Source organism: Kitasatospora sp. NPDC003701, from assembly GCF_053587085.1.
In genome coordinates, this window is the sequence record NZ_JBSFNM010000079.1 from 20,461 (window position 1) to 39,499 (window position 19,039).

The following is a 19,039-nucleotide window of genomic DNA, read 5'->3' on the forward strand; positions in this document are numbered from 1 at the left end:
GACCCGCGCCGGGCGTCAACCGCCGCACGAGGTGCGGACGCGCAGGGTGGGCAGCAGCGCGGTGCGCTGCACGGGCAGCTCGGGGCCGCCGGCGAGGCGTCGCAGCAGCAGGTCGAACGCGGCCCTGCCCACCGCGTGCTTGGGCGGTGCGACGGCCGTCAGCGGCGGAGCCGCCAGCGCGGCGAAGACGTCGTCGTAGGCGATCAGCGCCACGTCCTCGGGGACGCGGAGCCCGCGTGCGCGCAGCAGGGGCGGCAGCCGGATCGCGTCCTGGTCGTTGTGGACCAGGACCGCCCGGGTTCCGTTCGCCAGGGCGCCGGTGATCCGGTCGGCCAGCAGGGCGGTGTCGGTCGGGACGCCCTCGGGCGAGAGCGTGTCCAGCACGGGCAGCTGCCGGAGCCCGAGGTGCCGGGTGCCCTCCCGGTAGCCGGCCCTGACCTCCTCGGCCGTCCAGGAGTCGCTGCGGGCGGCGAGCAGCACAGCGCGGTGGCCGAGGCCGGCGAAGTGCCGCAGGGCACGCAGGACGCCGTGGCGGTGGTCCGAGCCGACGGCGTCGAGCCGGGAGCCGGCGCCGCCCGGGGTGGGGGAGCCGCGTTCCACCAGGACGGCGGGCACCGGCAGGTCGTCGAGCCACCCGGACTCCCGGGAGGCCCGGCCGGGGAGCAGCCCCGGGGCGAGCAGCAGCCCCTCGGCGCCGGACTCCAGCAGCCGTTCCACCTGGACCCGGTCGTCGTCGGCCCGGTACGGCGCGATGCCGAGGACCAGCCGGGCGCCCGCGGCGGTGGCGGCCGTTCGGGCGCCGGAGATGACCTCGTCGAAGTACGAGCCCACGGACGGGACCAGCAGGCCGACGGTGCGGCCCGGTGCCGGGGCGCCGGCGGGGTCCGGGCCCCGGTCGGTGCCGGGGCGGCCGAGCGAGACGAAGCCGTGGGAGCGGCTGAGCCGTCCGGCGTCCGCCAGCGCGGCGACGTCCCGCCGGACGGTGACGGCGGGGATGCCCAGCCGGTCGGCGAGGTCCTTCAGCCGGACCTGGCCACCGAGGTCGCCGACCGCCGTGATGATCAGCCTGCGGCGCTCTTCCTGAGACGTGGCCATCCTGTCCGCCCTTCCGCGCTCGCTTCCTCGTCCAGTAGATCGAACAGTATCGTTCGATCGAAATCTGATCAAGATCTCTGGTCTATACCGTTTGATTGACCGCCCGATCGATCTGCCCCTAGGGTTGCGGCACGGCGATCGATCGACGATCACGCCCCGTCCGCCCGGCGCTCCGGAGCGACGCCGGGGCGCAACCGCCGCGGCCGCGCCGAGCGGCCCCACCTCCATGCCCGCCACCGCGGAGGCCCCCATGGCCGATACGGCCACCCACACCGCCCTGACCCTCGACGGTGACACCTTCCTGCGCGAAGGACGCCCGCACCGGATCGTCTCCGCCGCCGTCCACTACTTCCGGATCCGCCCCGAGCTCTGGACGGACCGGCTCACCCGGCTCCGCGCCATGGGCGTCAACACCGTGGAAACCTACGTCGCCTGGAACTTCCACCAGCCCGCCCCCGGCAGCTGCGACTTCACCGGCGACCGCGACCTCGCCGGGTTCGTCCGCGCCGCCGGGGAGATGGGCCTGGACGTGATCGTCCGCCCCGGCCCGTACATCTGCGCCGAGTGGGAGTTCGGCGGCCTCCCCGCCTGGCTGCTCGCCGACCCGGCCGTCCGGCTCCGCCGCGTCGACGGGCCCTACCTCGCCGCCGTCGACGCCTGGTTCGACGACCTCGTCCCCGTGCTCCTGCCGCTGCTCGCCTCCCGCGGCGGGCCGGTGGTCGCCGTCGCGGTGGAGAACGAGTACGGGAGCTACGGCAACGACACCGCCTACCTGGAACACCTGCGCGCCGGCCTGGTCCGGCGGGGGGTCGACTGCCTGCTGTTCACCGCCGACGGCGCAGAGGACGGGTTCCAGCTGGGCGGGACGCTGCCCGGGCTGCTCACCACCGGCACCTTCGGTTCCCGCCCCGAGGAGTCGCTGGCCTGCCTGCGCCGCCACCAGCCCGTGGGCCCGCTGGTCTGCATGGAGTACTGGGCCGGCTGGTTCGACCACTGGGGCGCCCCGCACCACGTGCGCGATGCGCGGGAGGCGGCCGACGTCCTCGACCGGCTGCTCGCCGCCGGTGCCTCCGTCAACATCTACATGGGCCACGGCGGCACCAACTTCGGCTGGTGGAACGGCGCCAACCACGACGGCACGACGTTCCGGCCCGACACCACGAGCTACGACTACGACGCCCCGGTCGGCGAGGCCGGCGAACTGACCGAGAAGTTCCACCTGTTCCGCCGGGTGATCGAACGCCACACCGGGCCGATCGCCCACCCCCTGCCGGCGCCGCCCGCCCGGCTCGCCCCGCAGACCGCTCCGGTCACCGCGAGCGCCGACCTCTTCGGCGCCCTCGACGAGCTCGCGACCGTCCACCACCGGCCCGAACCCGAACCGATGGAGGCCCTCGGCCAGAGCTTCGGGCTCATCCACTACCGCACCCGCCTGCGCGGCCCCCTGGACCACGGCGAACTGCGGATCGACGGCCTCGCCGACCGCGCCCAGGTCTTCCTCGACGGCGTGCCGCTCGGGGTCCTGGAACGCGACCGCCCCGACGAGGCCCTGCCGGTCGAGGTCCCCGCGGGCGGAGCCGTGCTCGACCTGCTCGTCGAGAACATGGGACGCGTCAACTACGGCCCGCTGCTGCACGACCGCAAGGGCATCACCGTCGGCGTCCGGATCGACGGGCAGTACCAGTTCGGCTGGGAGGTCCGGCCGCTTCCCCTCGACGACCCGACCGTCGTGCGCTTCGGGGCGGCGAGCACGGCGAACGGCCCCGCGTTCCACCGGGCCCGGCTGCGGGTGGACGCACCGGCCGACGGCTTCCTGGCCCTGCCGGGCTTCACCAAGGGCATGCTCTGGCTCAACGGCTTCGCCCTCGGGCGCCACTGGGAGCGCGGCCCGCAGCGCACCCTCTACGCCCCCGCCCCGCTGTGGCGCCCCGGCGTCAACGAGATCGTGATCCTCGAACTCGGCCGGCCCGGCTCCCGGATCGAACTCCGGGACCACCCCGATCTCGGCCCGACCTCCACGGCGCGGACCCCGCAGGGGTGAGCGGACCACCGGCAGGCCCGACGTGCACCGTCACCTGCGGCGGGCCGGGCGCGGGCCCTGCCGGTGGTGTTCGTCGACGGATCAGATGGCGATCGAATGATAGATTCCTGTGCCACCCGGGCACCCGCTCGCCCGGACCGAACCATGGGGCAGGGAGTGACATGTCGATCTCGGCCGACGAACGCCGCACCCGCATCGTCGAGGCGGTGCAGAGCCTCGGATCGGTGCGCATCGCGGACCTCGCGGAACGACTGGGCATCCCCGCCGTCACCGTCCGCCGGGACGTCGCCGCCCTCGCGGACGCCGGTCTCGTCCGCCGCACCCACGGTTCGGTGTCGACCACGACCCGGCCGGCCCCGGTGCCCGGGGCCGGGCCGGCCCTCGGACTGCTGGTGCCCTCCGTGGGCTCCTACTTCGACGAGGTCATCGCCGGAGCCCGGACGGCCGCGAGCCGCGCGAGTGCCCACCTGGTCCTGGGGATCTCCTCGTACGACGCCGGCGCCGACCGCGTCCAGGTCGAGCAGCTGCTGAAGTCCGGCGTCCACGGCCTGCTGCTCGCGCCCAACTGGACACCCGACGACCGGCGCGGTGGCCGGGGCTGGGTCGAGGACCTTCCGGTGCCCGCCGTCCTGGTGGAACGCCGAGCCGTTCCGGGAAGCCCGGCGGAGGAGCTCGACTCGGTCGCCTCCGACCACCGCCACGGAGTGTTCCTCGCGCTTCGCCACCTTCGCGGACTCGGGCACGGGGCCGTCGCCCTGGTCGCCCGCCGGGACACCTGGACGGCGCACGAGATCCGCCGTGGCTACGCCGAGAGCTGCGAACTGCTGGACCTTCCCGCCGAACCCGTGATCGACGTCGTGACCCCGGCCGTGGACGCCGACGCGGTGGCGGACAGCCTGGCCGAAGCCTGCGCCCGCGGCGTCCGGGCGGTCCTGGTCCACAACGACCAGGACGCGATCCAGCTGTTGCCGCTGCTTCGCAGCCGCGGCCTCCAGGTGCCCGAGCAGCTGGCCGTGGTCAGCTACGACGACGTGTTCGCCGCCCTCGGGGCTCCGCCGCTGACGGCGGTCGCCCCGCCGAAGCGGGCCGTGGGGGCCGAAGCGGTGGCCCTCCTCCTGCGGCGGCTCGGCAGCGAGGACCCGATGCCGGTGCACCACGTGCTGCTGCTCCCCGAGCTGACCGTCCGCGAGTCGTGCGGCGCCGTCCGGGCCTGACGCGGAGCACCGCCCGTCCGAGCCGGTGACCCCCGTACCGCGGGCGTCGCGACGCCCTCCTCGAACGGTCCGGACCGGTGCACGGCGCTAGGTTGGACCAGGCAGGGCACCGAACCGGGTACGGGCCCGGGGCAGGCGCGGTTCGAGCGGAGAACACAGCGGATGACCATGCGGGCCGGCACGGGGAGCAGCGGACCTCGCGGGCGCGCCCCCGCGTTCGTCGGGCGGCAGCGCGAGCTGGCCGCCCTGCTGGGCGCCGCCCGCTCGCGCCCCGCGGTGATCCTGGTCGAGGGCGAAGCCGGCATCGGCAAGTCGCGGCTGGTCGCCGAGGGCGCCGCGGAGCTGCGCCGCGAGGGCGTGCGGGTGCTCACCGGAGCCTGTCACCCGCTGCGCGAGCCGCTCCCGTTCGGACCGGTCGTCGACGCGCTGCGGGACGTCGGCCCGTGGCTGCCCGGCGACCGCCGGCTGGGCGCCTCCACCGGGGTGCTCGCCACGCTGTTGCCCGACCTCGCGGACCGGCTGCCGCCCGCCCCGCCGGAGCAGCCCGGGCGGACCACCCCGCGCCACCTGGTCGCCCAGGGCGCGCGAACGCTCCTGGGGGCGATCGCCCCGGCGGTCCTGGTGGTCGAGGACATGCAGTGGGCCGACGAGGCCACCAGGGAACTGCTCCTGCTGCTCGGCCGCGACCTGCCCGCCGACTGCGCGCTGGTGCTCACCTACCGTGCCGAGGACGTCCCCGGCCGCGGGCCGGTGCTGGGCGCCGCCTTCCGCCGCCCGCCCGGTACCAGTGGTGCCGAGATCGCGCTCCACCGCCTCGGCGCCGACGACCTGCGGACGATGGCCCGTTCGGTGCTCGGCGAGGAGGTGCCGCCGGCGTTGCTGCGCACCCTGGCCCAGCGCAGCGAGGGGCTGCCGCTGGTCGCCGAGGAGGATCTGATCACGTTGGACGGCCGGCCCGCCGGATCGGCGCTCGGGGTGCCGCGCAGTCTGCGGGAGATCTTCGCGGAGCGCGTGGAGCGCCTGCCGCCGTCGGCCGTGGCCGTGGTCAACGCCGCGGCCGTCCTCGCCGTGCCGGTCGGCGAGCAGGTGCTGGCGGCCTGTGCCGGGCTGGACGAGGGCGCCGCCGGACAGGCCCTGCTCGCCGCCCTGTCGTCCTCGGTGCTGCGGGAGCACGGTCCGGACAGCTACGGGTTCGCCCATGTGCTCGCTCGGCAGGCGCAGTACGACAACCTGCCGGGACCGGTGCGCCAGCACCTGCACCGCCGCGCGCTGGAGGTGCTGCAGGCGCTGCCGGTCCCGCCGCTCGTCCAGATCGCCCACCACGCCCGCGCCCTGGGGGACACCGCCGCCTGGCTGGAGCACGCGATGGCCGCCGCCGACCAGGCCGTGCGCGTCGGCGACCAGGGCACCGCGGCCGCCCTGCTGCACGAGATCCTGGAGGAGCCGCGGCTGCCCTCCGACCTGCACGCCCGCGCCGCGCTGTCGCTCGCCCGGATCGCCTGGGACGCCACCGAGTACACCCGCACGATCGCCACCCTGCGCCGGATCGTGTCCGGTCCGGGCCTGCCGGCCGCCGCGCGCGGCGAGATCCGCCTCGACCTGGGGCTGATGCTGCTCAACCAGGCCGCCGACCCCGGCGGCGAGGCCGAGATCGAGCGGGCCGTCGAGGAACTGGCGGGCCACCGGCCGGAGCAGGCCGCGCGTGCCATGTCGCTGCTCGCCATGTGGGAGACCAGCCGGTTCTCGGCCGCCGAGCAGCGGGCCTGGCTGGAGCGGGCGGAGGCCACCATCGCCGGGAGCCCCGACCGGGCCGCGCGGGCCTCGGTCACGGCCAACCGGATCACCGTGCTGGCCGCGCAGGGGCGTCCGGAGACGGCCGGCCTGCTGGCCGCGCTGCCCCGTAGCGACGAGGACCCGGAGGTCGTGCGGCACACCGCCCGGGCGCTGGCCAACGCCGCGGAGATCGGTCTCTGCCTGGCCCAGGACGCCCGGGCGGCCGGCCAGTGCGCGGAGGCGTCGGCGCTCTCCCGGCGTCACCACGCGCACGCGCTGATCGTGCACTGCCGCTCGTACGAGCTGTTGCTGTCCTGGTTCGCCGGCGAGTGGGCCGGCTGGGACGAGCGGTACGCGGCCTTCCTCGCGGAGTACGTCGACGAGCCGCTCGCCGTGGACGACCTGCTCGCCACCGTCGAGGGCGTCACGGCGGCCGCGCGGGGCCGGGCCTCCCGCGCGGTGGAGCGGTTCGGGCGGGTCCTGGCCCGGGACGGCGCGCGGATGAACGTCAACGCGCTGGGCGCGGCGGCCGGCCTGGCCCGGATCCAGCTCTCCCGCGGGGACGCGGACGCGGCCTGGCGGACCGTCGCCGACTACCTGGACCTGCTGCCCCGCAAGGAGGAGTGGGTGTACGCGCTCGACCTCGTGCCGGCGGCCGTGGAGATCGCCCTGCACCGGGGCGAGCGGGTGGCGGCCGAGCGCCTGGCCGACGGGCACCGGGACGGCGTCGAGGGCTTGGAGGCCCCCGGGGCGGTGGCCGAGCAGTACCTGTGCCGGGGCCTGCTCGCCGCGGCGGGGGACCCGGAGGGCGCGGCCCGGGAGTTCGACCGGGCGCGGGCCCAGTGGGCGGGAATCGGTCGGCCGTACCACGCGGCGCTGGCCGCCGAGCGTGCCGGGCGGACCCTGTCCGCGGTCCGCGCCACCGAGGCGGTGTCCCGGCTCGCCGAGGCGGCCGGGGTGTACGACCGGCTGGGCGCGACCACCGACGCCGCACGCTGCCACCACCTGCTGCGCGGCCTCGGACAGGAACGCCCGCTCTCCCGCGGGCGGGCCGGGTACGGCAGCGAGCTGTCCCCGCGGGAGCAGGAGGTCGCCAGGCTGCTCGGCGACGGCGCGACCAACAAGGAGATCGCCGCCGCGCTCTTCCTCTCGCCCCGTACGGTGGAGCAGCACGTGGCGAAGGTGCTGCGCAAGCTGGGCACCACGCGCGCGGACATCCGGAGCAGGCCCGAGTGAGGGGCGGGGAGCAGGCCCGGGTGAGGGGCGGGGAGCACGCCCGGGTGAGGAGCGGGGAGCACGCCCGGTGAGGGGCGGTCGACCGCATCACTCTGCGTCGTGGACGGGGGCGGGCCGGTGACCGAGGGTGTACGTAGGTAGGGCCCCGCATTGAACACCTACCGATCCGCGCGCTGTGCTGGTGGTGTCGCAGCACCCCGCGCGGCCCGAGACCAGGCAGGTGGCAGAGATGTTCGCATTCGACCGGAGCAACGACACCGGGCGGGCGCCGCGGACGGCGATCTACCTCCGCTCCTACCCCTTCGACGTGACCGGGATGGAGTGCCACCGCCGCGCACTGGAGGACCTCGCGTTCTCGTCCGGGCTGCCCGAGCCGGTGATGTTCCTGGACAACGGGCTGCGTCCCGGTGACGGACTGCCCTCCCGGGACGCCCTGCTCAAGGCCGTCGCCGCAGGGTCGGTGGACACCCTGCTGGTTCCGGGGCCGTACGTGTTCGGCCTGGACGACGACGAGGCCCGGGCGGTGGTCGAGGAGCTCGCACGGCACGGCTGCCGGCTGGTCCAGCTGCCCTCCCGCGGTGCCCGCGGGCGGCGGGCGGAGCGGCCGGGCCGGCTCTTCGGGAGCCTCTCCCCGGCGGCCTGACGGCGGGCGGTGCCGCTGCGTCGGAGGAGTAGGGGCGGACGGCCGATGTCTGATCGTTCGATCGGATTGGCGGAAATCCGGTCGAGATGGATTGACGTGATCAGATGATCGCCCTACTGTGCGGGCGGGCGCTCAAGCTCCCTCCTCCCTCCCCCACCTCGGGAGTCCCGCATGTCCTCATCCGTCACACTCGGACGGGCCCTGCTCGTCGCGGCCACCGCGGCGGCCCTGGCCGTCCCCGCCGTCCCGGCGGCCGCAGCCGCCACCCCCACCTCCCGGTACCTGGACTGCTCCGCCGCCACCAACGGCGACGGCAGTCAGGCCAGCCCGTGGAACACCCTGGACGCCGCCAACGCCCATGTCTTCGGACCGGGTGACCACCTGCTGCTCAAGCGCGGTGCGACCTGCGACGGAACCCTGAAGCCGCACGGGTCCGGCAGCGCCGGCGCCCCGGTCACCCTCGCCGCGTACGGCGCCGGGAGCGCCCGCCCGGTCGTCGCCGGCAACGCCTCCTCCGCCGAGAAGGCCGCCGTCCACCTCTACAACGTCGAGCAGTGGGAGGTGCGTGACCTGGAGATCACCTTCCGGGACACCGGCTCCGCCAAGCGCGAGCGCAACGGACTGCTCGTCGAGATCGCCGACCTGCCCGACGGCGTCGGCAGCCACTACCTCGTCGACGACGTCTACGTCCACGACGTCGACGGCGATGCCACGAAGTGGTCCAACGGCATCCAGCTCCGCGTCTCCGGTACCACCACCCCGACCAACTTCGACGACGCCGTGGTCCAGAACTCCCGGATCAGCGGTGTCGACCGGGAGGGCCTGACCAACCGCTCGACCTGGATGTGCCGGCCCGAGTACGGCAGCAGCGACGGCTGCGGTGGCAAGAACAACTGGCGCGCCAGCACCCGCGTGGTGTTCCGCGGCAACACCGTCGACAACACCGGCGGCGACGGCATCGTCCTGCGGGCCTCGGCCAGCGGCCTCGTCGAGCACAACCTGGTCCACGACGTCGCCGTGCGTCCGATGGGCTCCAACGTCGGGGTGTGGGCGATCGACTCGGACGACGCGCTGATCCAGTTCAACGAGGTCCACCACGTCCGCCGGCTGTCCGACAACGGCGACGGCCACGCCTTCGACTCCGACTACGGCAACCGGCGGGCGGTCTTCCAGTACAACCACAGCCACGACAACGAGGGCGGCTTCATGCTGTTCTGCGGCAACTGCGGCTCGGGTTCGCAGAGCACCGGCACCGTGGTGCGCTACAACCTCAGCGACCACGACAAGGGCCGCTGGCTCACGGCCTCCGGCGAGCTGAGCGCCGACATGTACCACAACACGGTGTTCCTGCCCGCCGGTTCGACCACCGACATCATCGAGGACGGTCACGGCACCACGAAGGTCCGGCTGACCAACAACGTCTTCCACAACCTCGGCACCGGCGGCTACCGCGCCATGCCGGGCAGGACCTACCGGCCGGCGAACTTCACCTGGGCGGCGAACACCTTCTACGGCAACCACCCGGCAAACGAGCCCGCCGACCCGGAGAAGCAGACCGGCGACCCCCGGTTCGTCCGGGCCGGCGGCGACGACCCCGCCGACTACCGGCTGGGCGCGGCCTCCCCGGCCCGCGCCGCCGGTGCCCCGATCCCCACGCTCGGCACCCGGGACTACTTCGGCGACGCCCTCCCGCAGGTCTGTCGCCCCGACCGCGGCTTCCACCAGGCCGCCGCCTTCGACGACGGCGCCTGCGCACCGGTCAACCTGGTGCGCGACGCCGGTTTCGAGAACACCGCACTCAACCCGTGGACGAGTTACGGCGGCGCCACCCTCGACACCTCCACCAAGTACGCCGGCAGCCGCGCCGTGAAGGTCGGCCCGGCCCAGGCCGCCGCCGAGCAGATCATCCAGGTCAGGCCCGACACCACCTACACCCTCAGCGGTTGGGGCAAGGTGTCCGCGAGCGGCACCGAACTCTCGCTCGGCGCCAAGCAGTACGCCTCCACCGGCAGCAGCAGCACGGTCTTCTCCGGTACCACCTTCACCAACCGGTCGACCACCTTCACCACCGGCCCCGACGCCACCACGGCCAGGATCTACTGCTACGCCCGCAGCGGCACCGGCTACGGCTGGTGCGACGACATCACCGTCCGCGCGAACTGACCCGCCCTCTCCGCCCCGGCGCCGGCCTCGTCGGCGTGTGGGGTGGTCGGTGCCGGGATCAACTGCATACGAATGGCCCGGACGGCACAAGGCCGTCCGAGCCACTCCTGTGAGCCCTCACAGATATGGTATACGAATTCTCCCCTTGGGTGGACATCCTTCGTCCTCGCTTCACGGCCGGTACACGTGGGCGGCATGGAATCGAGTCCGCCGTTCGCACACCGGCGACGGCGGCCCGCACCGCGGCGGCGGAGGCGGGCACAGGCAACTCGACAGGAGGAGACCCTGTGCGCAAGCTCCTGCACCGCACCTCGGCGCTCGCCGTGGCGCTCCCGGTGGTTCTCGGTCCGGGGATCGTTCCCGCCGCGGCGGACGACGGCTCCGGCGGGATCCCGGTGGTGACCGCGGCGGTCGAGACCCCCTCGCTCTTCGACGACGAGCAGGGCGGGAACGCGAACGCGGACGACCCCGCGATCTGGCGCGACAGCGCGAACCCGGACCGCAGCCTGGTCATCGCCACGGCCAAACAAGGCGGCCTGCGGGTCTACGACCTGGACGGCCGGCAGGTGCAGTCGCTCGCCGCGCCGGCCGCCCCCCGGCCGGGCGACAAGCCCGGCCGCTTCAACAACGTCGACCTGGTGAGCGGACTGCGGTTCCCGGACGGGACGCGCCACGACGTGGCGGTGGTCTCGGACCGCGGTCGTGACCGGATCCGGATCTACCGCATCGACGGCTCGAACGCCACCGGCCCGCTGACGGACGTCACCGACGAGACCCGCGCTCCGCTGGTGTTCTCCGCGAACCAGGACGAGGTCGACGACCAGCGCACCGCGTACGGCCTGGCGACCTGGACGGACCGCGACAGCGGACGCTCCTACGCGGTCACCAGCCGGCGCCACGGCACCGAACTGGCCCTGGCCGAGCTCGGCGCCACCTCCGCCGGACACATCGGCTACCGGGTGGTGCGCACGATCACCCTGCCCTCCGCGTTCGTGCTGCCCAACGGCACGACCTGGAGCCCGTGCGCCGAGCCGGGTGAACTCCCGCAGGTCGAAGGCATGGTGGTCGACCCGGACAGCGAGGACCTGTACGTCGGGCAGGAGGACGTCGGCATCTGGAAGCTCGACGCGGACCTCGACGTCGACATGACGGACGACGACGACCTCGAACTCGTCGAGAAGGTCCGCTCCTACGGGCGGCCCGCGACGTACGACCCGGCGAGCGAGACGTGCGTCGAGGGGGCCGACCCCGGTTACGGCGGCGAGCACATCAGCGCCGACGTCGAGGGCCTGACCATCTGGCGCGACCCCGAGGACCCGGAGGACGACGGTTACCTGCTCGTCTCCAGCCAGGGCGACAACACCTTCGCGGTCTTCTCCCGGGACGACCACAACGAGTTCGTGCGGACCTTCCGGGTCGGCGCCGGCTCCGCCGCGGGCTCGCCGGACGGCTCCGAGGAGTGCGACGGCGCGGCGGTGACCGGTGCGCCGCTCGGCCGGCGGTTCCCGCACGGCCTGCTCGTGGTGCAGGACGGCCACAACACCCCGGCCGGCGGCGGTGCCTCCGGCGGGGAGCGGACGGACACCGACTTCAAGTTCGTGGACTGGAAGAAGGTCGAGGACAAGGCGGACCTCTGAGCCTGCGGGCTCCGGCGGGCCGCCGCTCCGGTGGGCCGCTCCGGTGGGCCGCCCCGCCCCGCCCCGGCGCTCCCGGCCGGGGCGGGGCGGGCCCGGCTCAGCCGCTGTTGAGGTCCTTGCCGACCTTGGCGTCGAGGTTGCGCAGTGCCTCCGCGACCGGCGTCCGTCCGTCGACCCCGGCCACGATCTCGGACTTCTGGGCCTCCCAGCGGGTGGCGAAGGCGTGGCGGTCCTGGAGCAGCAGGTCGGGGGTGCTGCGGTCGAGCTGGGTCGTGATCGCCGCCCAGCTGGGGTCGGTCTGGTAGAAGGAATCGACCACGACCTTGGTCTCGCGCGGCACCTTCGCGGTGTCGTACGGGAAGATCCCGTGGAACTCCATGAACTGGGTGCTGACCGAGGGGGACGCGAGCCAGCGCATGAACGTGCCGGCGGCGCCGGGGTCGGGGAGACCGGAGCGGGCGACCAGGCTGTGGCCGCCGACGGCGGAGCAGCCGCTCTTGGGGCCGACGGGCATCGGGGCGGCCGCCCACTTGCCGTTGGTCTTCTCGTTCCCGGCGGCGATGTCGGAGATGACGCTCTGGTAGAAGGAGAACATCGCGACGTCGCCCTCGATGAAGCCGCTCAGGGCGCTGGTGCCGGTGGTCGAGACCTTGTCGGTGTAGAAGGACTTCATATAGGTCATCGCGGTGCGCCCGGCCTCGGTGTTCTGGGTGGAGGTCTTGAAGTCGGGTGAGGTGAGGGCGCCGCCGGCCTGGCAGAGGAAGCTCTCCCAGGTGGGGTTGATGGCGTTGAGGTGGTCGTCCATGCCCTTGAACTGCCAGCCCGTCACCTTCTTGCCGGCCGCGGCCGAGCGGCCGGTGATCGCGGCGGCCGTCGACTTCAACTCGTCCCAGGTGCGGGGTGGTTCGGTGAAGCCGTACTTCTGCAGGATGTCCTTGCGGTAGAGCAGGACGTTGACGTCGAAGTACAGCGGTACGCCGTAGAGGCGCCCCTGGTACTCGTTGACCTTGACCAGCGGGCGGAACCGGCCGAGGTCCTCGGCGGTGTAGCCGAGGGCGTCCAGCGGGGCCAGCTTGGCGGCGGTCAGGAGGTCGAGTTCGAGGCCGTTGTTGGCCAGCCAGACGTCCGGGCCCCGGCCGTTCATGACGGCCTGCTTGATGACGTCGCGGCCGGTCTGCCAGTCGAGCACGGTGAGTTCGACCTTCACCTTGCCCTGCGAGGCGTTGAAGTCCTCGACCAGGTGTTTGAGGTTGTTCGGCCGGCCGATCCAGAAGGGCATCGTCCAGAAGGTGATCGTGGTGCGCTCGGGGGCCCGGGGGGCCGGATCGGCGGTGCAGGCGCCGACCGTGAGCGCCGATGTGGCGGCCAGGGCGGTGGCGACGAGTCTGTGGGGCAGGGACGCCATGGGTGGGAACTCCTCGGGTGGCGGAGTCGGATGATGGCGCAGAGTATTCGATATACGAAATGACTTCCAGGGGTGTTGCCGGATCGTTTCCCGCGCGGGCGCCCGGGCGCCCCGCGAACGGCCCCCCTCGGCCGATCGGTCCGGCCGGTGCGTACGGCCCGGGTGGTCGGTATGCACGGGGTGCGGTCCTTGCGCACCGGGTCAGTGGGTGTCGAGCGGCGGCAGCCCCATCCGCTCGCGGTGGGCGTCGCGCAGCAGGCTGGCCGGGCTGACCACCGAGGCGCCCGCGTCCAGGACCAGTTCGGAGCCGGAGAGCATGCCGGCCGCCGGCGAGGAGGCGAAGGCGACCGCCTCGGCGATGTCCTGGGCGTCGACCAGGGTGCGCATCGGGTTGCTCTCCCGCAGTCGCGTCAGGTCCTGCTCGCCGGAGGCGAGTCGGGACTCCGTCGCCGGGGTGCGCACCCAGCCGGGGGAGAGGGTGACGAAGCTGATGCCGTACCGGCCGTAGTCCACGGCGAGCTGGCGGGTCAGCGCGGCGATCGCGCCCTTGGCGGCGGCGTAGGCGGGCAGGCCCGGTGCGGCGGTGCGGTGCAGGACCGAACCGATGGTGACCACCGAGCCCGAGCCGGCCGCCATCATCGCGGGCAGGACCTCCCGGACGCAGAGGAAGACCGAGCCGAGGTTGGCGGTCAGCACGCGCTGCCAGTCGTCGTCGGTGGTCAGGTGCAGCGGGCTGCCCTCGGTGATGCCGGCGCAGGTGACCAGCACGTCCACCCCGCCCAGGCCGTCGACGGCCGCGTGCACCGCGGCCCGGACCTGCTCGGGGTCGGTCACGTCCGCCCGGTGGAAGGCGACGCCGGGCAGCTGCGGATCGGCGAGGTCGAGGCCGGCCACGCGCAGGCCGTCGGCCACCAGGCGGGCCGCGACGGCGCGGCCGATCCCGCCGGCCGCGCCGGTGATCAGGGCGGTACGGGTCATCGAGGGGCACCTTTCGTCGGGTGGGCGTGCGGGGCTGGCGTCAGTCATGAAAGTATACGATATCCTAAAGTCATCACCTGGGCTTCGGAGGCACCCGTGCAACCAGACGACCTTCTCTCCGCTCTGCGCGATCGCAGAATCCTGGCCATCGTCAGGGGGAACGACCCCGACGCCGCCCTGGATGCGGTCCTCACCCTCTTCGCGTCCGGTATCGACCTGGTGGAGGTGTCGCTCACCACCACCGGCGCGCTCGACGTCCTGGAGCGCGCCCGGACGGCCCTCGGCCCCTACGCGGCACTGGGCGCCGGCACCCTGCTCACCTCCGCGGACGCCCGGGCCGCCGCCCGGGCCGGCGCCGCCTTCGCGGTGACCCCGGGGATGACCGAGGCCGTCGGCGAGGCGCAGTCCCTCGGCATGCCGGTCCTGGCCGGGGCGGTCACCCCGACCGAGGTGGCGCTCGCCTACACGGAGGGCGTGACGGCGGTCAAGCTGTTCCCCGGCAGCCTCGGCGGCCCCGGCTACCTGCGCGCCCTGCGCGACCCCTTCCCCGACGTGCCCTTCGTGCCCGTCGGCGGAGTGGACGCCGAGGTCGCCCGCGACTTCCTGGCCGCCGGCGCGCTCGCCGTCGGCGTCGGTGGCCCGCTGCTCGGCACCGCCGCCAGGACCGGCGGTGACACCGCCGGGCTGCCCGACCGCATCGCCGCCTTCCGCGCGCTCGCCGAGGAGTTCCCGTGCTCGACGTCCTGACCCTCGGCGAGGCCATGGCGGCCCTGCGCGCCGACCGCCCCCTCCAACTCGGCGCCACCCTCGCCCTCTCGATGGCCGGCGCCGAGGCCAACGTCGCCATCGGCCTCGCCAGGCTCGGGCACTCGGTGCGCTGGGTCGGCGTGAACGGCGACGACGAACTCGGCCGCCTGGTCCTGCGCACCCTGCGGGCCGAGGGCGTGGACGTCTCCTGCGTGTCCGTCGACGCCGCGCCGACCGGGCTGGTGCTCTTCGAGCCGAGGGTGGCCGACCTGACGCGGGTCTCCTACTACCGCGCCGGCTCGGCCGGGTCCCGGCTGACGCCCGCCCGCCTGGCCGTCGCCCTCGCCGAGGGCGCCCGGATCGTCCACCTCACCGGCGTCACGGCCGCACTCGGGCCCGGCCCGCGTGCCGCCGTCGAGGCGGCCGCCCACGCGGCCGGGGGCGCGGTCTGTCTCGACGTCAACTACCGGGCCAAGCTCTGGTCGCCCCAGGAGGCCTCGGCCGCGCTGCGCCCGTTGATCCCGCTGGTGGACATCCTGGTGGCCTCCGACGACGAGCTCGCCCTGGTCGCCCCGCCCGGCGTCGAGCACGAGGCCGAGTGCGTCGAGGCGCTGCTCGCCCAGGGCGTCGGCGAGGTGGTCGTCAAGCGCGGCGCCGCCGGTGCCGAGGTCTTCACCGGGGACGGGTCGGTCGCCCGGCCCGCCGTCCGGGTCCCGGTCCGGAACACCGTCGGGGCCGGCGACGCGTTCGTCGCCGGCTACCTCTCCGGGCTGCTCGACGGCCTGCCGGTGGAGGAGCGGCTCGGCCGGGCGGTGACCACCGGGGCGTTCGCGGTCGCCTCGGCGGGAGACTGGGAGGGCCTGCCCTTCCGCGACGAGCTGACCCTGCTGGACGCCGCACCCGGCAGCACGCTGCGATGACGGGATCGGCACGGGAGGAGGCGGCGGGTCCGGCCGGCGACGGCTGGCGGCCCTGCTGCCCCGAGCGCTACCGGCTGGGCGAGGGGGCCCGCTGGCACGAGGGCCGGCTCTCCTTCGTCGACCTGCTCCGGGGTGCGCTGTACAGCTGCGCACCCGGGGGTGACCCGGTCGGCCCGCGCCGCGAGGCCGACCTGGGCATCCCGCTCGGCGCGGCCGCCCCGGTGGCCGGGCGGCCGGGGGAGTGGATCGTCGCCGCCGGCCCGGGCGTGGCACTGCTGCGCTCCGGCGGGGAGCCGCGCTGGATCGCGCGGCCGGAGGCGGACGCGCCGCACCCGATGCGGATGAACGACGCGGCCTGTGATCCGCGGGGGCGGTTCTGGGCCACCAGCATGGCCGTGGACGCGGCGCCCGGCGCCGGATCGCTCCACCGCATCGACCGGGACGGTTCGTCGCACCGGGTGCTGACCGGCCTCACCGTCCCCAACGGGCCGGCCTTCGACCCGTCCGGCGGCACGCTCTACTTGGCCGACAGTGCCCGCGGTCTGATCGCCTCGCACGCCGTCGCCCCCGACTCCGGGCAGCTCGGGCCCGCCCGGCCGTTCGTGAGCCTCGGCCCGGGCGAGGGGCGGCCCGACGGCATGACCGTCGACGACCGGGGCCGGCTCTGGGTCGCCCTGTGGGGCGCGGGGCGCGTGCAGTGCTACGACCCGCAGGGGCGGCTGTGCGCGGCGGTGCCGGTGCCCACCCCGCACGTCAGCAGCGTCGCCTTCGGCGGCGGCCGGATGTACGTGACCACGGCGTGGCACCGGCTCGCGGACCCGGACCGGCTCGCGGGTGCCGTCCTCGCCCGGCCGTCCCGCGTCACCGCCCCGCCGGTGGCCTGTTACCGGCCCTACCTCTCGTGAGCGGGCCGACCGGAGAAACCGGCTCCGGAGCCTGGCCCTCAGTTCGTATATAGCATACGTTTAGACCCTCCCGGTTCGGTCGCGCCCTCTTCGGAGGCACCGCGCCTTCATCGGCACGGCCCTGGTCGGGGCCGCCGACGGATCCGCCACCCCGGTCGTCCTCCATGCCGCCGCCGGCTCCGCGATCGCCGCGATCACCGTCCTCACCGGCCGCGGGACCGCAGGCGGCGAGAGCACCGGCGGCAGCCGAGCCGCCCTCCCCATGACTCCCTCCCCACGACTCCCCCCATGACTCCCCCCATGACTCCCTCCCCCGCACGGGGGAGGGCCCGGCACCCCCCAGGAGCGATCCCCGTGAGCACCCAGCCACTGCGCATCACCAAGGTCGAGGCACTGGCCCTGTCCGCCAGCTTCGACGACCTGTACGACTCGCCCGAGGACGTGCCGGACTGGCTGCGGTACCCGGCCTCCAGCCACCTCGTCCTCCCCCGCCGCGGGCAGTACGCGACCCTGGTCAAGATCCACACCGAGGACGGCTCGGTCGGCATCGGCGAGGCCTACGGGCTGCCCAGCCCCCAGGTCACCGCCACCGTCGTCGCCACGGTGCTCGCCCCGCTGCTGATCGGCCAGGACGCCCTCGCCACCGCCGCGATCTGGGAGCGGCTCTTCAAGGGCCAGGCCGCCGGGGGCCACAACCGCGGCTTCTACCTCGAAGCGCTCGCCGGCGTCGACCTCGCCCTGTGGGACCTGCGCGGCAAGCTCGCCGGCGTACCCGTGCACCGCCTCCTCGGCGGCCCGATCCGCGAGACCGTCGACTGCTACGCCAGCCCCGTCGCCCTGCACGCCGACCCCGAGGACTCCGCCCGCCAGGCGCTCGGCTTCGTCGACGCCGGCTTCAAGGCCCTCAAGGTCAAGATCGGCCGGGGCGAGCGGACCGACCGCGCCCACCTCACCGCCGTGCGCAACGCCGTCGGCGAGGACATCGAGATCCTCACCGACGTCAACTGCGCCTACGACCTCGACCAGGCCACCCGGGTCGGCGCCGTCCTCGCCGACCTCGGCATCTCCTGGTACGAGGAGCCCCTCCAGGTCGACGACCTCGCCAACCTCGCCGAACTGCGCCGCCGCACCGGTCTGACCGTCGTCAACGGCGAGACCCACTTCACCCGCTTCGACCTCCGCGACTCACTGCTCCAGCGGGCCATCGACGTCTTCATGCCCAACGTCGCCCGCTGCGGCGGCATCACCGAGGCCATGCGCCTGTCCGCCCTCGCCTCCGCCTTCCACGTGGACATCGCCCCGCACGGCGTCGGCTCCGGCGTCAGCCTCTGCGCCGCCCTCCAACTGTGCGCCGCCACCCCGAACCTGCGCACCTACGAGTACAACCGGCTCCCGAACCCGATCCGGGAGAACATCCTGCTCAACCCGCCGAAGTTCACCGACGGCGCCCTGGTGGTGCCCACCGGCCCCGGCCTCGGCTTCGACCTCGACGACGACGCGGTCGACCGCTACACCGTCGCCCACCTCTGACCCTTCCCGCACCACCGCGCCGGCGGCCCCGCGAGGCTGCCGGCCCCTGGACGGCGGTGGCGGGCTGTCGCTGCCCTGACTCGACCCGCCACCGCTCACGGTTCCCCGTCGCCCGTCCACCGGGCGGCGGGGACCTACACCGTCCGCGAGCACCTCGCCCGCCCCACACGCACTCCCGCCCCGGCATTCCCGCCCCCCGTACGCCCGGGTTGCGGAACGGCACCGTCAGCCGTTCCGCAGCCCGGGTCTTCTGTTTGCCCGCCCCGGCTCCCGGCTCTGCGTACCCGGCCCGCCCCCGCTCACCGCGTACCGGGGGCGCCGGTCCGCCGGACGGCGGGGCGTGCCACACGGCCGTCCCGGCGGGGAACCCGGTCCCGCTGAGGGGCCGCCGGAGGCGCTACGGGCGGACCGACGCCGCCGGGTGCCGCCGCAGCCGAACCGCGGTCGGCCGCGCCACGCCCCCGTAGGTGTCCGACGCGGGCGCACCGCGCCGGACGGCCGAGCACGTCGAAGGGGGCGCCGGCTGTCCGGCGCCCCCTTCGACGGGACCGTTGACGACCACACCGCGAGCCCGGCCGAGTGCCGCCCTCAAGGCACTCGACCGGGCTCGGGTCATCCGCTGGTCCGCCCGACGTGGACCAGGGGCTCTATTCCTTCACGGCGCCGCCGGTGAGGCCGCTGACGAAGGTCTTCTGGAGGAGGACGAAGGCGAGGACGACGGGGATGGCGGCGAGGACGGAGCCGGCCATGAG

Annotated in this window: 13 protein-coding genes; 10 read left to right on the top strand and 3 right to left on the bottom strand. The window is 74.4% G+C overall.

Annotated features, from left to right (window positions below; all coding sequences use genetic code 11):
• Nucleotides 1–15: 15 nt before the first annotated feature.
• Nucleotides 16–1,095 carry a substrate-binding domain-containing protein gene (locus tag ACWDRR_RS39985; protein WP_449777212.1) on the bottom strand — a complete coding sequence of 360 codons (1,080 nt, stop codon included), beginning with the start codon at nt 1,093–1,095 and terminating at the stop codon, nt 16–18.
• A gap of 250 nt (nt 1,096–1,345) precedes the next feature.
• Between ACWDRR_RS39985 and ACWDRR_RS39990 the strand changes: the two genes are divergently transcribed.
• The 6 genes from ACWDRR_RS39990 to ACWDRR_RS40015 all read left to right on the top strand — a co-directional run bounded on the left by ACWDRR_RS39990 (nt 1,346) and on the right by ACWDRR_RS40015 (nt 11,802).
• The gene (locus tag ACWDRR_RS39990) at nt 1,346–3,136 is read left to right on the top strand and encodes a glycoside hydrolase family 35 protein (RefSeq protein WP_449777213.1); all 1,791 of its coding nucleotides are present in this window, start codon (nt 1,346–1,348) and stop codon (nt 3,134–3,136) included.
• A gap of 161 nt (nt 3,137–3,297) precedes the next feature.
• Nucleotides 3,298–4,350 carry a substrate-binding domain-containing protein gene (locus tag ACWDRR_RS39995; RefSeq protein WP_449777214.1) on the top strand — a complete coding sequence of 351 codons (1,053 nt, stop codon included), beginning with the start codon at nt 3,298–3,300 and terminating at the stop codon, nt 4,348–4,350.
• A gap of 162 nt (nt 4,351–4,512) precedes the next feature.
• The gene (locus ACWDRR_RS40000; RefSeq protein WP_449777215.1) at nt 4,513–7,359 is read left to right on the top strand and encodes a helix-turn-helix transcriptional regulator; all 2,847 of its coding nucleotides are present in this window, start codon (nt 4,513–4,515) and stop codon (nt 7,357–7,359) included.
• Between the two features lie 229 nt (nt 7,360–7,588).
• Nucleotides 7,589–8,002: a hypothetical protein gene (locus tag ACWDRR_RS40005; RefSeq protein WP_449777216.1), complete on the top strand. Its 414-nt coding sequence runs from the start codon at nt 7,589–7,591 to the stop codon at nt 8,000–8,002.
• Nucleotides 8,003–8,173: 171 nt separating this feature from the next.
• Nucleotides 8,174–10,165, top strand: coding sequence for a carbohydrate binding domain-containing protein (locus ACWDRR_RS40010; protein WP_449777217.1), 1,992 nt, complete (start codon nt 8,174–8,176; stop codon nt 10,163–10,165).
• A 287-nt stretch (nt 10,166–10,452) separates the two neighbouring features.
• Nucleotides 10,453–11,802: a phytase gene (locus ACWDRR_RS40015; RefSeq protein ID WP_449777218.1), complete on the top strand. Its 1,350-nt coding sequence runs from the start codon at nt 10,453–10,455 to the stop codon at nt 11,800–11,802.
• A 97-nt stretch (nt 11,803–11,899) separates the two neighbouring features.
• On the opposite strand, the gene ACWDRR_RS40020 is transcribed toward ACWDRR_RS40015, so the two are convergent.
• Nucleotides 11,900–13,207 carry an ABC transporter substrate-binding protein gene (locus ACWDRR_RS40020; RefSeq protein WP_449777219.1) on the bottom strand — a complete coding sequence of 436 codons (1,308 nt, stop codon included), beginning with the start codon at nt 13,205–13,207 and terminating at the stop codon, nt 11,900–11,902.
• A 201-nt stretch (nt 13,208–13,408) separates the two neighbouring features.
• Nucleotides 13,409–14,185, bottom strand: coding sequence for an SDR family NAD(P)-dependent oxidoreductase (locus tag ACWDRR_RS40025; protein ID WP_449777220.1), 777 nt, complete (start codon nt 14,183–14,185; stop codon nt 13,409–13,411).
• A 96-nt stretch (nt 14,186–14,281) separates the two neighbouring features.
• Here ACWDRR_RS40025 and ACWDRR_RS40030 point away from each other — a divergent pair, with 96 nt between their 5' ends.
• The 4 genes from ACWDRR_RS40030 to ACWDRR_RS40045 all read left to right on the top strand — a co-directional run bounded on the left by ACWDRR_RS40030 (nt 14,282) and on the right by ACWDRR_RS40045 (nt 18,287).
• A complete protein-coding gene (locus ACWDRR_RS40030) occupies nt 14,282–14,932 on the top strand; it encodes a bifunctional 4-hydroxy-2-oxoglutarate aldolase/2-dehydro-3-deoxy-phosphogluconate aldolase (protein WP_449777221.1) in 651 nt (216 codons plus the stop codon).
• Between the two features lie 14 nt (nt 14,933–14,946).
• Nucleotides 14,947–15,852 (top strand): sugar kinase, encoded by a 906-nt coding sequence (locus ACWDRR_RS40035; RefSeq protein WP_449777226.1) that lies wholly within the window; start codon nt 14,947–14,949, stop codon nt 15,850–15,852.
• Nucleotides 15,849–16,757 (top strand): SMP-30/gluconolactonase/LRE family protein, encoded by a 909-nt coding sequence (locus ACWDRR_RS40040; RefSeq protein WP_449777222.1) that lies wholly within the window; start codon nt 15,849–15,851, stop codon nt 16,755–16,757. The genes ACWDRR_RS40035 and ACWDRR_RS40040 overlap by 4 nt, the downstream gene beginning before the upstream one ends.
• 354 nt (nt 16,758–17,111) lie before the next feature.
• Entirely contained in the window at nt 17,112–18,287 is a 1,176-nt protein-coding gene (locus ACWDRR_RS40045; protein ID WP_449777223.1) for a mandelate racemase/muconate lactonizing enzyme family protein, read from the top strand.
• Nucleotides 18,288–19,039 lie beyond the last annotated feature (752 nt).

What these genes read in the sequence shown, in the direction of transcription:
- ACWDRR_RS40035 (WP_449777226.1), top strand. Translation starts at nt 14,947, where the DNA reads ATGGCGGCCCTGCGCGCCGACCGCCCCCTCCAACTCGGCGCCACCCTC.
- ACWDRR_RS40005 (WP_449777216.1), top strand. Translation starts at nt 7,589, where the DNA reads ATGTTCGCATTCGACCGGAGCAACGACACCGGGCGGGCGCCGCGGACG.
- ACWDRR_RS39990 (WP_449777213.1), top strand. Translation starts at nt 1,346, where the DNA reads ATGGCCGATACGGCCACCCACACCGCCCTGACCCTCGACGGTGACACC.
- ACWDRR_RS40000 (WP_449777215.1), top strand. Translation starts at nt 4,513, where the DNA reads ATGACCATGCGGGCCGGCACGGGGAGCAGCGGACCTCGCGGGCGCGCC.
- ACWDRR_RS40025 (WP_449777220.1), bottom strand. Translation starts at nt 14,185, where the DNA reads ATGACCCGTACCGCCCTGATCACCGGCGCGGCCGGCGGGATCGGCCGC.
- ACWDRR_RS39995 (WP_449777214.1), top strand. Translation starts at nt 3,298, where the DNA reads ATGTCGATCTCGGCCGACGAACGCCGCACCCGCATCGTCGAGGCGGTG.
- ACWDRR_RS40040 (WP_449777222.1), top strand. Translation starts at nt 15,849, where the DNA reads ATGACGGGATCGGCACGGGAGGAGGCGGCGGGTCCGGCCGGCGACGGC.
- ACWDRR_RS40020 (WP_449777219.1), bottom strand. Translation starts at nt 13,207, where the DNA reads ATGGCGTCCCTGCCCCACAGACTCGTCGCCACCGCCCTGGCCGCCACA.
- ACWDRR_RS39985 (WP_449777212.1), bottom strand. Translation starts at nt 1,095, where the DNA reads ATGGCCACGTCTCAGGAAGAGCGCCGCAGGCTGATCATCACGGCGGTC.
- ACWDRR_RS40010 (WP_449777217.1), top strand. Translation starts at nt 8,174, where the DNA reads ATGTCCTCATCCGTCACACTCGGACGGGCCCTGCTCGTCGCGGCCACC.